Origin of the sequence: Polymorphobacter sp., from assembly GCF_048007885.1 — a bacterium.
Taxonomy (GTDB): domain Bacteria; phylum Pseudomonadota; class Alphaproteobacteria; order Sphingomonadales; family Sphingomonadaceae; genus Sandarakinorhabdus.
The window spans coordinates 2,234,598-2,248,006 of sequence record NZ_CP180346.1; the positions used below are offsets into that span (position 1 = coordinate 2,234,598).

The following is a 13,409-nucleotide window of genomic DNA, read 5'->3' on the forward strand; positions in this document are numbered from 1 at the left end:
CGTTTGGGGGCGGCTTTTGAGGGGGCGGGGTTTGTGGTCAAGGTCTGGCTTTCTGTGGGTGTTGGGGCGGATGATACCATGTCGGGTGGCTGGCCCGAAGGGCGGTGGCGGACAGGGCCGAGCGGCGGGTTTCGAGGAAGATGATGGCGGGTGGGGTGAGCGCTGTCCAGCGCCGGGCCTTGGATGCGGGCGCGCGGAAGCGGCGGAGCCAGGCCATGGCGGGGCTGGTGAGGGCGGGGCCGATATGGCCGGGGCGGGCGAAGATGGCCAGCGGCAGGCTGCGCGCGAGGCGGCGCCAATGGTGCCAGCGGTGGAGCTGGCCGAGGATATCGGCGCCGCCGAGCCAGATGAAGCGGAGGTGGGGCTGGCGGTGCTGGAGGGCGCGGACGGTATCGACGGTGTAGGTGGTGCCGAGTTCGACTTCGAGCGTGGTGACGCGGATGCGCGGGTGGCGGGCGATGGCTTCCGCCGAGGCCAGCCGAGCCTTGAGGCTGGCCATGCCGCGCACGGGCTTCAAAGGGTTCTGCGGGGAGACCAGCCACCAGACTTCATCGAGGCCGAGCAGACGCAGGGCCTCGAGGCTGATGTGGCGGTGGGCGGCGTGGGCGGGATTGAAGCTGCCGCCGAGCAGGCCGATCTTGCGCGGGCTGACGTGGCTCAGGGGCGCACCTGTCCGTTGCCGCGCACCACGGTCTTGTAGGTGGTGAGGCCTTCGAGCGCGACGGGGCCGCGGGCGTGGAGGCGGCCCGTGGCGATGCCGATTTCGGCGCCGAAGCCGAATTCGCCGCCGTCTGCGAACTGGGTGCTGGCGTTGTGCATGACGATGGCGCTGTCGATGGCGGCGAGGAAGGCTTTGGCGGCGCTTTCGTCTTCGGTGACGATGGCGTCGGTGTGGCCGGAGCTGTGCGCCTGCACGTGCGCGATGGCGCCGGTGATGCCGCTGACGGTGGCGACCGACGCGGTTTTGTCCAGCCATTCGGTGTCGAAATCTTCCGGCGTGGCGGCTTTTGCGCGGGGTTCGAGGCTGCGGGCCTTTTCGTCGGCGCGCAGCTCGCAGCCGGCGTCGGCGAGGGCGGCGAGGACGGCGCGGGCGGTTTCGGGGGCGAGCGCTTCATCGAGCAGGATGGTCTCGGTGGCGCCGCAGACGGCGGGGCGGCGCAGCTTGGCGTTGACGGCGATGGCGACGGCCTTTTCGGGGTCGGCATGCGCATCGATGTAGAGGTGGTTGATGCCGTCGAGATGGGCGAGGACGGGGACGCGGGCATCGCGCTGGACGCGGGCGACGAGGCCCTTGCCGCCGCGCGGCACGATGATGTCGATGAGGCCGTGGGCGGCGAGCATGGCGCCGACGAGCGTGCGGTCTCCGGCGGGGACCATCTGGACGGCGGCTTCCGGCAGGCCGGCGTGGAGCAGGCCTTCGCGCATGCAATCAAGCAGGACCTTGTTGCTGTGCGCGGCCTCCGAGCCGCCGCGCAGCAGGCAGGCGTTGCCGGACATGAGGCAGAGCGCAGCGGCATCGGCGGTGACGCCGGGGCGGCTTTCGTAGATGATGCCGATGACGCCCAGCGGCACGCGCACGCGGGTGAAGGCGAGGCCGTTTTCGACGGTCCAGTGGCGGATTTCCTCGCCGACGGGATCGGGGAGCGCGGCCACCGTTTCGAGGCCCTTGGCGAGGCCTTCGAGGCGCGATTCGTCGAGGGCGAGACGGTCGATGAGGGCGGCGGTGAGGCCTTTCTCCTCGCCTTCGCTGATGTCCTGCGCGTTGGCGGCGAGCAGCTCGGCGCTGCGCGCGCGGATGCGGGCCGAGGCGTGGCGGATGGCGCTGGCCTTGGTTTCCGTGGGGGCGGCGGCGAGCACGGGGAGCGCGGCGCGGGCGGCGCGGGCCATGGTGTGGATGGTGTGTTCAGCAGTCATAGGAGCACCAGATGGTCGGAATGGATGAGGGCGGCGCGGGCCGCATAGCCGAGGATTTCGGACTGTTCGTCGTTGCGTTTGCCCATGATAGCGCGGGCGTCGGTGGCATCATAGCCGATGACGCCCCGACCGATGGGGCCTTCGGGGCCGTGGACGGCGACGACATCGCCGCGGGCGAACTTGCCTTCGACCGCGGTGACGCCGGCGGCGAGCAGCGACTTGGAGCGGCGGATGGCGGCGACGGCACCTTCGTCGATGATGATGCGGCCGTTGACGCGCTGGCGGCCAGCGATCCAGACCTTGCGGCCGAGCGCTTTCACTTTTTTCGAGCGGCGCGGGCTGAAGATGGTGCAGGGCTCGCCGGACTGGTGGCGGGCCAGCGGATGGGGGGCGCGGCCATCGGCGATGGCGAGATTGATGCCGACGGCAGACGCCATGCGCGCGGCGACGAGCTTGGCGGCCATGCCGCCGGTGCCCATACCGGAGCCGCTGCCGCCGCTGGCCATGGCTTCGATCTCGGCATTGATGGCGGGCACATGGCGGATGAGCCGCGCCTTGGGGTCGGTCTTGGGGTTGCCGGTCATCAGGCCGGCGACATCGGAGAGCAGCAGCACGCCGTCGGCGCCGGCGGCGTGCGCCGTGCGCGCGGCGAGGCGGTCATTGTCCCCGAAGCGGATTTCGCCGGTGGCGACCGTGTCATTTTCGTTGAGCACGGGGACGACGCCCAAGGCCAGCAGCCGGTCGATGGTGGCGGATGCGTTGAGGAAGCGGCGGCGCAGCTCGAGATCATCGAGGGTGAGCAGGATCTGGGCGACCTTGAGGCCCTGGGCTTCGAGCACGCGCGACCAGGCGGCGGCGAGCGCGACCTGGCCGACGGCGGCGGCGGCCTGCGCGTCTTCAAGGCTGGCGCGGCCGCCTTTCTTGAGGCCGAGGCGGCGGGCGCCGAGCGCGATCGAGCCCGATGAGACGATGACGATCTGCTGGCCCTTTGCGCGCGCGGCGGCGACATCTTCGGCGACCGAGGCGAGCCAGTCTTCGCGCAGCTTGCCATCGGCATCGACGAGCAGCGACGAGCCGATCTTGAGGACGAGGCGCGGGGTGGTGGCCGGGAGGAGGGGCGCGGGGGCTGGTGCGGCCTTCGGTTTTCTGGCGGGGCTCATAGGGGGGACCAGGCTTTTTCGCGCGCCTGCCGGGCCTGGACGGGCTTCTGGCCGGTCTGGGCGATGAGCGCGTCGAGCAGGGCGTCCAGCCCTTCGGTGGTGGCGGACGAGACGGCGAAGACGGGGCGGCCGGTGGCGGCTTCAAGGGCGCGGCGCTTGGCGGCGAGGCCCTGGGGGCTGACGAGGTCGATCTTGGAGAGCGCGATGATCTCGGGCTTGTCGGTGAGGCCGGACCCATAGGCTTCGAGCTCGGCGCGGATGGTTTCATAGGCCCGGGTGGGGGCGGGCGCGCTGGCGTCGATGAGGTGGAGGAGCACGCGGCAGCGCTCGATATGGCCGAGGAACCTGTCACCGATGCCGACACCTTCGGCGGCGCCGGCGATGAGGCCGGGGATGTCGGCGGCGACGATCTCGACGCCCTTGTGGCTGATGACGCCGAGTTGCGGCTTCAGCGTGGTGAAGGGATAGGCGCCGACCTTGGCGGCGGCATTGGAGCAGGCATTGAGGAAGGTCGATTTGCCGGCGTTGGGCGCGCCCAGCAGGCCGACATCGGCGAGCAGCTTGAGGCGCAGCCAGACCCACAGCTCCTTGCCGGGGAAGCCGGGCTGGAACTGGCGGGGCGCGCGGTTGGTGCTCGATTTGTAATGGTCGTTGCCCTTGCCGCCGTCGCCGCCCTTGAGCAGGATGGCGCGCTGGCCGGGGCGGACCATGTCGACGATGAGCGTGCGCTCGTCGTCATCGGCGAGGATCTGGGTGCCGACGGGGACCTTGATGACGAGATCATCGCCGCCAGCGCCTGTGCGGTTGCGCCCCGCGCCCGGCGTGCCGCGCTGCGCCTTGAAATGCTGGGCGTAGCGGAAATCGATGAGGGTGTTGAGGCCTTCGACGCATTCGAAGATGACATCGCCGCCCTTGCCGCCGTCGCCGCCATCGGGGCCGCCGAACTCGACATATTTTTCGCGCCGGAAGGAGACGGCGCCATTGCCGCCTGCGCCCGAGGCGAGGAAGATCTTGGCCTGATCAAGGAATTGCATGGCGGCTATGTAGGGCCTTGGAGTGAAATTATCAAAAAAGCGGGCGGGCCCAAGAAAAAAGGGAGCCGGTTTTGCCGGCTCCCTTTCACGAAATCGGGTGTGTATGGCCGGTTATTCCGCAGCGGCGGCCTGTGGGGCTTCGACGATGCTGACATATTTGCGGCCCAGCTTGCCTTCATGGAAGCTGACGATGCCATCGGCGGTGGCGTAAAGGGTGTGATCCTTGCCGAGGCCGACGTTGGTGCCGGGATGGACGCGGGTGCCGCGCTGGCGGATGATGATGGTGCCGGCCAGCACGTCCTGCCCGCCGAAGCGCTTGACGCCGAGGCGGCGGCCTGCCAAATCGCGACCGTTGCGCGAGGAGCCGCCTGCTTTCTTGTGAGCCATGGGGGTTACTCCTTAGCCGAGGCTGGTGATGCGCAGCACGGTCAGCGACTGGCGATGACCATTGCGGCGGCAATAATTGTGACGGCGACGCTTCTTGAAGATGATGACCTTGTCACCACGCTTCTGCTCGACGATTTCGGCGGTGACCTGACCGCTGCCCAGCGTGCCGCCTTCGGCGGTGACGAGGGTTTCGAGGGTGACGGTGCTGCCGGCTTCGCCTTCGAGCTTTTCGACAACGATCTGGTCGTTGGCGGCTACCCGATACTGCTTGCCGCCGGTGCGGACGACTGCGAACATCTGACCATTCCTGATGAATGAGGACTGTGCGCCGCAGGCCTGAGCCGCAGCGAATGTGAGGGGCGGCTTTATGGGGCGGGGCGGGGCGTGTCAAGATGAGGCGGCCTGGCGGCGTGTTTGCGGCGCTGTTTTTTGGCTGCGGGCGCGCTATTGAGGGCGGATGGACGTGATCAACCCCTTTACCGGCCTTGTCGACCACCAGATTGCGCCGCTCGAATTCGGGGCGGCTCGCGGCCCTTGCGGCGCGGCTGAGGGAGGCCCAGCCGGGCTGGGCGGCGCTGGGCATGGACGGGCGGCTGGCGGTGCTGGGGCGGCTGGCCGCGCTTCTGGGCGGGCCGGCGGGCGCGGCGGTGGCGGCAGCACTTGAGGCCGACACCGGGCGGCGGCGGATCGCGCAGGTGGAAGTGATGGGGGTGCGGGGCATGGTGGCGCGCTGGCAGCGCGAGGCGCCTGCGCTGGTGGCGGCGATCGAGAGCGCCGAGACGGCGACTGCCATCCCCAGCGTGAAGGCCGGCACGAAGCTGCACCCCTATCCGCTGGTGGGCGTGATCAGCCCGTGGAATTTTCCGCTCACCCTGGCGCTGATCGATGCAATTCCGGCACTTGCAGCAGGCTGTGCGGTGATTGTGAAGCCGAGCGAGACCGCGCCGCGTTTCATTCGCCCGCTGATGGCGGCGGTGGCCGAGGTGCCGGAGCTGGCGGCGGTGTTTGCGCTGATCGAGGGCGACGGGGCGACCGGGGCGGCGCTGGTGGACGCGGTCGATTATGTGGCCTTTACCGGCTCGGTGGCGACCGGGCGCAAGGTGGGCGCGGCCGCCGCGGCCGCCTTCATTCCCGCCAGCCTGGAGCTGGGCGGCAAGGACCCGATGATCGTGACCGCCAGCGCCGACCCCGTGTGGGCGGCGGGCGTGGCGCTGAGGGCGAGTGTTTTGGCGACGGGGCAGGCCTGCCAGTCGATCGAGCGGGTTTATGTGGCGCGCGGGATTGCCGATGCGTTTCTGGATGAACTTGTGGCGCGGGCCGAGGCGGTCAGGATCAACTGGCCCGAGATCGGCGTGGGCGACATCGGGCCGTTCATCGATGGGCGGCAGGGCGAGATCGTGCAGGCGCAGATCGATGACGCGGTTGCTAAAGGCGCGCGGGTGCTTGCCGGGGGCCAGATCGAGCGGCACGGCGGGACATGGCTCAGGCCCACGGTGATCGTCGATGTGCGGCCCGACATGGCCCTGATGCGCGAGGAGACCTTCGGGCCAGTGGTGCCGGTGACCGTCTTCAATTCAATCGATCAGGCCGTGGCGATGGCCAATGAGGGCGTGTTCGGCCTGTCGGCCGCCGTGCTCGCGGGCACGCTGGAGGAGGCCGAAGCGGTGGGTGTGCGGCTGCACGCCGGCGCGGTCAGCCTCAACGATGGCTCGCTGACCTCGATGATCGGCGAGGCGGAAAAGACCAGCTTCGGCCTCTCCGGCCTCGGCGCCTCGCGCATGGGCGCCTCGGGGCTGCTGCGCTTCTTCCGCCGCCAGGCGCTGCTGCGCCAGCACGGCCAGGCCATGCCGCTCGCGGCCTGGGCCGAGGACGCCGCTACATGACGATGAGGCGCGCGCTGCTGTTCATCGGGCTGGGCCTCATCGTCGCCAGCATCGTCTCCTTCGTCATGCCGCGCCGGATCGACGCCAACCAGGCCGAGCGCATCGCCGAACAGATGCAACAACGCTTCCGCGCCCGCGCCGGACAACCCGCCGGCCGCTTCGAAAACGTGGAACGCCGCATCTGGGCCGACGGCTGGGAATTCCGCTGGCGCTTCAAACCCTGCGCCGAGGTGGCCTCCCTGCGCATCTGGATCAGCCATGACGGCAGCGAAGCCCGCTACGTCGAACTGCCCGAATGCGCGCCGGAGACCGGGTTTGGCGCGGGGGCGGCTACGGTTTAGGGGCCTCCGGCGGGTGAGAAGGGCCTCCGGCGGCTGGGGCCTTAGGCCCCAGACCCCATTTGTTGTTTTGGGACAAGGCTTGAGAGGGCAGCGATGGCGCGAAGCGCTTTTATAGCCTGCGGCGCTGCGCTTGGGGGGAGCGGAGTCGCTTAGGCCCCGGATCAAGTCCGGGGCGACGGAAATAATGCGCTGCGCCACGGATGGGGTCTGGGGCCTAAGGCCCCAGCCGCCGGAGGCCCTTACTGCTCAATGCGCGTCGCCCCACGACGGGCCGGTGCCGATTTCGACGCCCAGCGGCACGGAGAGGGTGACGAGGGGGTGGTGGGCGGTTTCCATGATCTGGCGGACGATGGGGGTGGTGGCTTCGATTTCGTGTTCGGGGACTTCGAGGACGAGTTCGTCATGGACCTGGAGGAGCATTTTGGCGGCGAGGCCTTGGGCGGCGAGGGCTGGCGGCAGGGCGACCATGGCGCGTTTGATGATGTCGGCGGCGGTGCCCTGGATGCGGGCGTTGACGACGGCGCGTTCGGCGAAGGCGCGTTCGTTCTGGTTTTTGGAGGTGATGAGGGGGGCGTGGCATTTGCGGCCGAACAGCGTGGAGACATGGCCGGCTTCGCGGGCTGCGGTGATGGTTTCGGCCATATAGTTGCGGATGCCGGGGAAGCGGCTGAAGTAGAGGTCGATGTAGCGGGCGGCTTCCGAGCGGTCGATGCCGAGGCGCTGGGCGAGGCCGAAGGCGGAGATGCCGTAGATGATCGAGAAGTTGATGGTCTTGGCCCGCGCGCGGGTGTCGCGGGTGACCTCGCCGAAGACTTCACGGGCGGTGAGTGCGTGGACGTCTCCGCCTTCTGCATAGACAGCTTTCAGTTCGGGGACGTCGGCGATGTGGGCGACGAGGCGGAGTTCGATCTGGTTATAGTCGGCGGCCATGAGGACGTGGCCCGGGGGGGCTGTGAAGGCGTGGCGGATGCGGCGGCCGAGTTCGGTGCGGATGGGGATGTTCTGGAGGTTGGGGTCGTTGGAGGAGAGGCGGCCGGTGGAGGTGGCGGCGAGCGCGAAATTGGTGTGGACGCGGTCGGTCTTGGGGTTGATCTGGGCTTGCAGTGCGTCGGTGTAGGTGGATTTGAGCTTGGTGAGCTGGCGCCATTCGAGGACCTTGGCGGCGATTTCGGAGCCGTCTTCGGCGAGGCGTTCGAGCTCGGCGGCATCGGTGGCCCAGGCGCCGGTCTTGCTGCTCTTGCGGCCTGAGGGGAGGCTCAGCTTTTCGAAGAGGATTTCGCCGAGCTGCTTGGGGCTGCCGATGGTGAAGGGGGTGCCTGCGAGCGCGTGGATTTCGGCTTCGAGGCGGGTGATTTCGGTTTCGTAAGCGGCGGACAGGCCGGCGAGCGCGTTGCGGTCCACCTTGATGCCGGCGATTTCCATGGCGGCGATGACGGGGAGCAGCGGGCGGTCAACCTGTTCGTAGATGCGGGTGGCGGCTTCGCGCCAGAGCCGGGCCTTGAGCAGGCTGTGGAGGCGGAGCGTGATATCGGCGTCTTCGGCGGCATAGTCGGTGGCGGGGCGGAGCGCCACGCGGGCGAAATCGGCCTTGGCGCTGGGGACATTGCCGGTGACGGTCTTGAAGCTGATGGGGGTGTGGCCGAGGTGTTTTTCGGAAAGCTCGTCCATGCCGTGATGGCCGCGGCCGGCGTCGAGCGCGTAGGAGAGGAGCATGGTGTCGTCGTATGGGGCGATGGTCTCGATGCCGTGCTGCTGGAGGACGACCATGTCATATTTGAGGTTCTGGCCGACCTTGAGGACGTTTGGGTCGGCGAGCAGCGGGCGCAGGGCATCGAGGACGGTCTGGGGCATGAGCTGGTCGATGCGTTCGCCGAGCAGGCCGTCATCGGAGACATGGTCGACGGGGATGTAGCAGGCCTTGCCGGGGGCGGTGGCGAGCGAGACGCCGATGAGGCGGGCGCGCATCTGGTCGAGGCTGGAGGTTTCGGTGTCGATGGCGACGAGGCCGGCCTGACGGGCCTCCTCGATCCATTCGGCGAGGCGGGCCTCGGTGGTGACGGTTTCATAGTCGGCGTGGGTGAAGGCGGGCTGTTCGGCCTGGACGGCGGTGGTGGCGGCCTTGCCTTCATCGCCGCCTTCGCGGCCCAGCTTGGCGAGCATGGCCTTGAAGCCGTGTTTCGAGAGGAAGGCGGCGAGCGGGGCGGGCGGCGGGGGGCGCAGGCCGAGCGCATCCAATGGTTCGGCGAGCGGCACATCGTCCTTGAGGCGGACGAGTTCGAGCGAGAGGCGCGCCATGTCGACCGAGTTTGACAGGGTTTCCTTGAGCTTGGGCTTCTTGATGGTGTCGATGTTGGCGATGACGCCTTCGACATTGCCGAATTGCTGGATGAGTTCGGCGGCGGTCTTGGGGCCGACGCCGCGCACGCCGGGGACATTGTCGGCGGTGTCGCCCATCAGCGCGAGGATGTCGCCGACCTGTTCGGGGGGGACGCCGAATTTTTCGATGACGGCGTCGCGGTCGACGCGGCGGTTGTTCATCGTGTCGTAGAGATCGAGGCCGGGCTGGACGAGCTGCATCAGGTCCTTGTCGGAGCTGACGACGGTGACGTTGTAGCCGCCCGCCAGCGCTTCGCGGGCGTAGGAGGCGATGATGTCATCGGCTTCGACGCCGGCCTGTTCGATGCAGGGGATGGAGAAGGCGCGCACGGCATCGCGGATGAGCGGGAACTGGGGGACGAGGTCTTCGGGCGGCGGCGGGCGGTTGGCCTTGTAATCGGCGTACATGTCGTTGCGGAAGGTGTGGCTGCCGGCATCGAGGATGACGGCGAGATGGCTGGGGGCTTCGGCGTTGTTGAGCTCGTTGACCAGCTTCCAGAGCATTGCGGTGAAGCCGTAGACGGCGCCGACGGGGGTGCCTTCGGGGTCGGTGAGGGGGGCAGGCGGTGATAGGCGCGGAAGATGAAGCCCGAGCCGTCGACGAGATAGAGATGCGGTTTGCCCATGGGCGTATCGACTAGCAGTCAAAACGGGGAAAGGGTAGCGCGGGCGCGCGCATTGTGGCAGAGCGCGCCGCCATGCAGGCTTTTACCACCCTTACCGGCACCGCGATTCCGTTTGGCATGAAGAATGTCGACACCGATGTGATCATTCCGGCGCAATATCTGAAGACAGTGAGCCGGACCGGGCTGGGCAAGGTGGCCTTTCCGGCGATCAGGAAGGACCCGGACAATGTCTTTGACACGCCCCGCAACAAGGGCGCGCCGATTCTGATTGCGGGCGACAATTTCGGCTGCGGGTCGAGCCGTGAGCACGCGCCCTGGGCGCTGGCGGACATGGGCATTCGCGCCGTGATCGCGCCGAGCTTTGCCGATATTTTTTCGGGCAATGCCTTCAAGAACGGGATTTTGCTGGTGCAGCTGCCGCAGGAGGCGGTCGATCGGCTGATGGCGGTGGCGGCGGAGCATCCGCTGACGGTGGATCTGGAGAGCCAGACGGTGACGACGCCGTTTCAGGACCGGTTTTCCTTTGAGGTCGACCCGTTTCGCAAGCATTGCCTGCTGAATGGGCTCGATGAGATCGGGCTGACGCTGGCGATGGACGGGGCGATTGCGTCGCATGAGGCGCGGCTGGGGCGCGACCGGCCCTGGATCTGAGCTGACGCGCGTGCTGCATTGGCAGCGCGGGCTTTCCTGATTATGGCGGTGCGATGAGCACGGCAGCAAAGACCCTTCTTCTTCTCCCCGGTGATGGCATTGGCCCGGAGGTGACCGCGGTGGCCCGGCGCGTGGCCGGGCGGCTGATCTCGCAGGGGCTGGCGCTGGAGATCAGCGAGGCGCCCTTTGGCGGGGCGGCGATTGATGCCGGCGGCACACCGATTTCGGACGAGACGGTGGCGGCGGCATTGGCTGCGGACGCGGTGCTGATGGGGGCGGTGGGCGGCCCGCACTGGGCGGACCAGCCGTTTGACAACCGGCCCGAGGCGGGGCTGCTGCGCTTGCGCGCGGCGATGAATGTCTATGCCAATCTGCGGCCGGCGCGCTGCTTCAATGCGCTGGCGGATGCATCAAGCCTGAAGCGCATCTTTGTCGAGAATCTGGATATCTTGTTTGTGCGCGAGCTGACTGGCGGGGTGTATTTTGGCACGCCGCGCGGGATCGAGACGCTGGAAAATGGCGAGCGGCGCGGGGTGAACACACACGTTTATACGAGCAGCGAGATCCGGCGGGTGGCGCGGATTGCCTTTGAGCTGGCGCGTGGACGCAAGCGCGAGGTGGTGTCGGCCGAGAAGGGCAATGTGATGGAGGCGGGGCTGCTGTGGCGGCAGGAAGTGCAGGCGCTGCGCGATGCCGAATATCCCGACATTGCGCTGAGCCATATGCTGGCTGACAATATGGCGATGCAGCTGGTGAAGAACCCCAAGCAGTTTGACACGATTTTGACCGACAATCTTTTTGGCGACATTCTTTCGGACCAGGCGGCGATGCTGACCGGGTCTTTGGGGATGCTGCCGTCTGCGGCGATTGGCGATGCGGGCAAGCCGGGGCTTTATGAGCCGATCCATGGCTCGGCGCCGGACATTGCCGGGCGCGGCGTGGCCAATCCTTGTGCGGCGATTTTGAGCTTTGCCATGGCGCTGCGCTATAGTCTGGGCGCGCCCGAGCTGGCGGACCGGGTGGAGGCGGCGGTGTCGGCGGCGCTGGACGGGGGCGCGCGCACGGCGGACCTTGGCGGCAATCTTTCGACCGCGGCGATGGGGGACGCGGTTCTGGCGCAGCTCGGCTGATGGAGGCGCCGCGCACGCTTGTCTCGCGCGTGTTGGGGCCGTTCTTTACCGGGCTGGTGTTTCTGGCGCCGGTGCTTCTGACGATCATCCTCATTCAGTGGGTGGCGGGCTATATATTGGCGCTGCTGGGCCCCGAGACGCTGATTGGCGGGGTGTTTGCGCGCAGCGGCATGTTGCTGACGCGTACGCCGCAGCTCGCCTTTGTGACCGGGCTGGCGCTGGCGCTGGCGGTGATCTGGCTGTTCGGGCTGGCCATCCAGTCGCGGGCGCGGCCGCTGCAGGGGAAATTTGACGAGCTGTTGGGGCGGCTGCCGATTGTGGGCGGCATCTACCGGCCGCTGGCGCAGCTGGTGCGGATGATCGGCAAATCCCCGAGCGGGGAATTGCAGGGGATGAGCGTGGCGCTGATCCGCTTCGGGCCGGATGTGGAGATCATGGGGCTTTTGGCCAGTCCGCAGATCTATGATCTGGGGCAGGGGCCGCAGCATCTGGTGATGCTGCCGACTGCACCCGTGCCGATTGGCGGGGCCTTGATGTTTGTGAGCGTGGAGGCGGTGCGGCTGGTGCCGCAGCTGGGGGTGGATGACATGGCGAAATTCTATGTCTCGATGGGGACGATCGCGCCCAGAGGTCTTGCGGGCGGCTGGGCGAAGTGAGCCTGTCGCTGCGCATCTTTGCGGCGCTGCTGCTGGGGCTGGCGGCGGGCGCGGGGCTGAGCGCGGGGGCTTCGGACGCGGTGGTGGCGCAGGCGACCGCCGTGCTTGATCCGGTGGGCAGCCTGTGGCTGGCGGGCTTGCAGATGACGGTGATTCCGCTGGTGATCGGGCTGCTCTTTACCGGGATTGCCGATGCGGCGGGGAGCGCGGGCGCGAGCCGGCTGGCGGCGCGCGCGCTGGCGCTGTTTGCGGTGCTGCTCATTGGCACGGCCGGTTTTGCGGTGGTGTTTACACCCTGGCTGCTGAGCGTGTGGCCGGCTTCGGCCGAGGCGGCAGCGGCGATTGTGGGGCGGGCCGAGGCGCCGGTGGCGGCGGCGCTCGACCTTGGCGACTGGCTGAAGAGCTTTGTGCCGACCAATCCGTTTGCCGCACTTGCTTCGGGCAATACGCTGCAGATCGTGATCTTCACCGCGGCCGCGGCGCTGGCGACGACGCGGCTGGAGGCGGGGCCGCGCGATGTGTTGGTGGGGGTGTTTGACAGCCTGACGCGGGCGATGATCGTGCTGGTGCAGTTCATCTTCAGGCTGGGGCCGGTGGGCGTGTTTGCGCTGGCGGCGCTGGTGGGCTTGCGCGCCGGGCTCGATGCCATTGGTGTGCTGGCGCATTATGTGCTGGTGGTGATTGCCGTGCAGCTGGTGGTGATTGCGTTCATCTATGTGCTGGTGGCGGCGCGCGGGCAGGGCTTGCGCTTTGCCAAGGGCATGTTGCCGGCGCAGGTGGTGGCGGTGAGCACGCAAAGCTCGATTGCCAGCCTGCCGGCGATGATCGAGGCGGCGAACGGCTCGCTGAAGGTGCCGGAGCGGGTGTCGCGGCTGGTGTTGCCGCTGGCGGTCTCGGTGTTTCGCATCACTAGCCCCGCGGCGAACCTGGCAGTGGCCTGTTATGTGGCGCATCTGAACGGCATCGTTCTTTCCCCACAAGCACTTGTGACCGGCGTGGCGGTGGCTTTTGCGGTGTCGATTGCCACCATCGGGCTGCCGGGGCAGGTGAGCTTCATCGCCTCGGTGGCGCCGATCTGCATTGCCATGGGGATTCCGATTGCCGCCCTGCCGCTGCTGATCGCGGTCGAGATGCTGCCGGACATTTTTCGCACGCTGGGCAATGTGACCGCCGATGTGGCGGCCGCGAGCCTGCTGGCGGACGGGCCGGCGGCGGAGGAAAGGCTTGACAAGCCGCCCGCTTGAGCCAATG

Annotated in this window: 12 protein-coding genes and 1 pseudogene; 6 read left to right on the plus strand and 7 right to left on the minus strand. The window is 68.0% G+C overall.

Annotated elements, in window-relative coordinates; genetic code table 11:
• Positions 1-37: 37 nt before the first annotated feature.
• From ACMVO5_RS10720 to rplU, 6 genes are all read right to left on the minus strand, one after another.
• Positions 38-661, minus strand: a complete 624-nt coding sequence (locus ACMVO5_RS10720; protein ID WP_416909359.1) for a nicotinate-nucleotide adenylyltransferase — start codon at positions 659-661, stop codon at positions 38-40.
• Complete coding sequence (locus tag ACMVO5_RS10725; protein WP_416907499.1) at positions 658-1,914, minus strand: glutamate-5-semialdehyde dehydrogenase; 1,257 nt, start codon at positions 1,912-1,914, stop codon at positions 658-660. The genes ACMVO5_RS10720 and ACMVO5_RS10725 overlap by 4 nt, the downstream gene beginning before the upstream one ends.
• A complete protein-coding gene (gene proB, locus ACMVO5_RS10730) occupies positions 1,911-3,074 on the minus strand; it encodes a glutamate 5-kinase (protein ID WP_416907500.1) in 1,164 nt (387 codons plus the stop codon). The genes ACMVO5_RS10725 and proB overlap by 4 nt, the downstream gene beginning before the upstream one ends.
• Positions 3,071-4,108, minus strand: coding sequence for a GTPase ObgE (gene obgE, locus ACMVO5_RS10735; RefSeq protein ID WP_416907501.1), 1,038 nt, complete (start codon positions 4,106-4,108; stop codon positions 3,071-3,073). Before obgE ends, proB begins: the two co-directional genes overlap by 4 nt.
• A gap of 111 nt (positions 4,109-4,219) precedes the next feature.
• Complete coding sequence (gene rpmA, locus ACMVO5_RS10740) at positions 4,220-4,495, minus strand: 50S ribosomal protein L27 (protein WP_416907502.1); 276 nt, start codon at positions 4,493-4,495, stop codon at positions 4,220-4,222.
• A gap of 12 nt (positions 4,496-4,507) precedes the next feature.
• Complete coding sequence (gene rplU, locus ACMVO5_RS10745; RefSeq protein ID WP_416907503.1) at positions 4,508-4,792, minus strand: 50S ribosomal protein L21; 285 nt, start codon at positions 4,790-4,792, stop codon at positions 4,508-4,510.
• Between the two features lie 188 nt (positions 4,793-4,980).
• Between rplU and ACMVO5_RS10750 the strand changes: the two genes are divergently transcribed.
• On the plus strand, positions 4,981-6,378 hold the full coding sequence (locus ACMVO5_RS10750) for an aldehyde dehydrogenase family protein (protein ID WP_416907504.1): 1,398 nt from the start codon (positions 4,981-4,983) through the stop codon (positions 6,376-6,378).
• A 2-nt stretch (positions 6,379-6,380) separates the two neighbouring features.
• Positions 6,381-6,719: a hypothetical protein gene (locus tag ACMVO5_RS10755; protein WP_416907505.1), complete on the plus strand. Its 339-nt coding sequence runs from the start codon at positions 6,381-6,383 to the stop codon at positions 6,717-6,719.
• Between the two features lie 246 nt (positions 6,720-6,965).
• On the opposite strand, the pseudogene polA reads toward ACMVO5_RS10755, so the two are convergent.
• Positions 6,966-9,721, minus strand: a pseudogene (gene polA, locus ACMVO5_RS10760) (DNA polymerase I).
• Positions 9,722-9,793: 72 nt separating this feature from the next.
• Between polA and leuD the strand changes: the two are divergent.
• The 4 genes from leuD to ACMVO5_RS10780 are packed head-to-tail and all read left to right on the plus strand — an operon-like array spanning position 9,794 to position 13,402.
• Positions 9,794-10,372 (plus strand): 3-isopropylmalate dehydratase small subunit, encoded by a 579-nt coding sequence (gene leuD / locus ACMVO5_RS10765; protein ID WP_416907506.1) that lies wholly within the window; start codon positions 9,794-9,796, stop codon positions 10,370-10,372.
• Between the two features lie 53 nt (positions 10,373-10,425).
• Positions 10,426-11,502 carry a 3-isopropylmalate dehydrogenase gene (gene leuB, locus ACMVO5_RS10770; protein WP_416907507.1) on the plus strand — a complete coding sequence of 359 codons (1,077 nt, stop codon included), beginning with the start codon at positions 10,426-10,428 and terminating at the stop codon, positions 11,500-11,502.
• Positions 11,502-12,158, plus strand: a complete 657-nt coding sequence (locus ACMVO5_RS10775) for a DUF502 domain-containing protein (RefSeq protein ID WP_416907508.1) — start codon at positions 11,502-11,504, stop codon at positions 12,156-12,158. Before leuB ends, ACMVO5_RS10775 begins: the two co-directional genes overlap by 1 nt.
• Complete coding sequence (locus tag ACMVO5_RS10780) at positions 12,155-13,402, plus strand: dicarboxylate/amino acid:cation symporter (RefSeq protein WP_416907509.1); 1,248 nt, start codon at positions 12,155-12,157, stop codon at positions 13,400-13,402. The genes ACMVO5_RS10775 and ACMVO5_RS10780 overlap by 4 nt, the downstream gene beginning before the upstream one ends.
• Positions 13,403-13,409 lie beyond the last annotated feature (7 nt).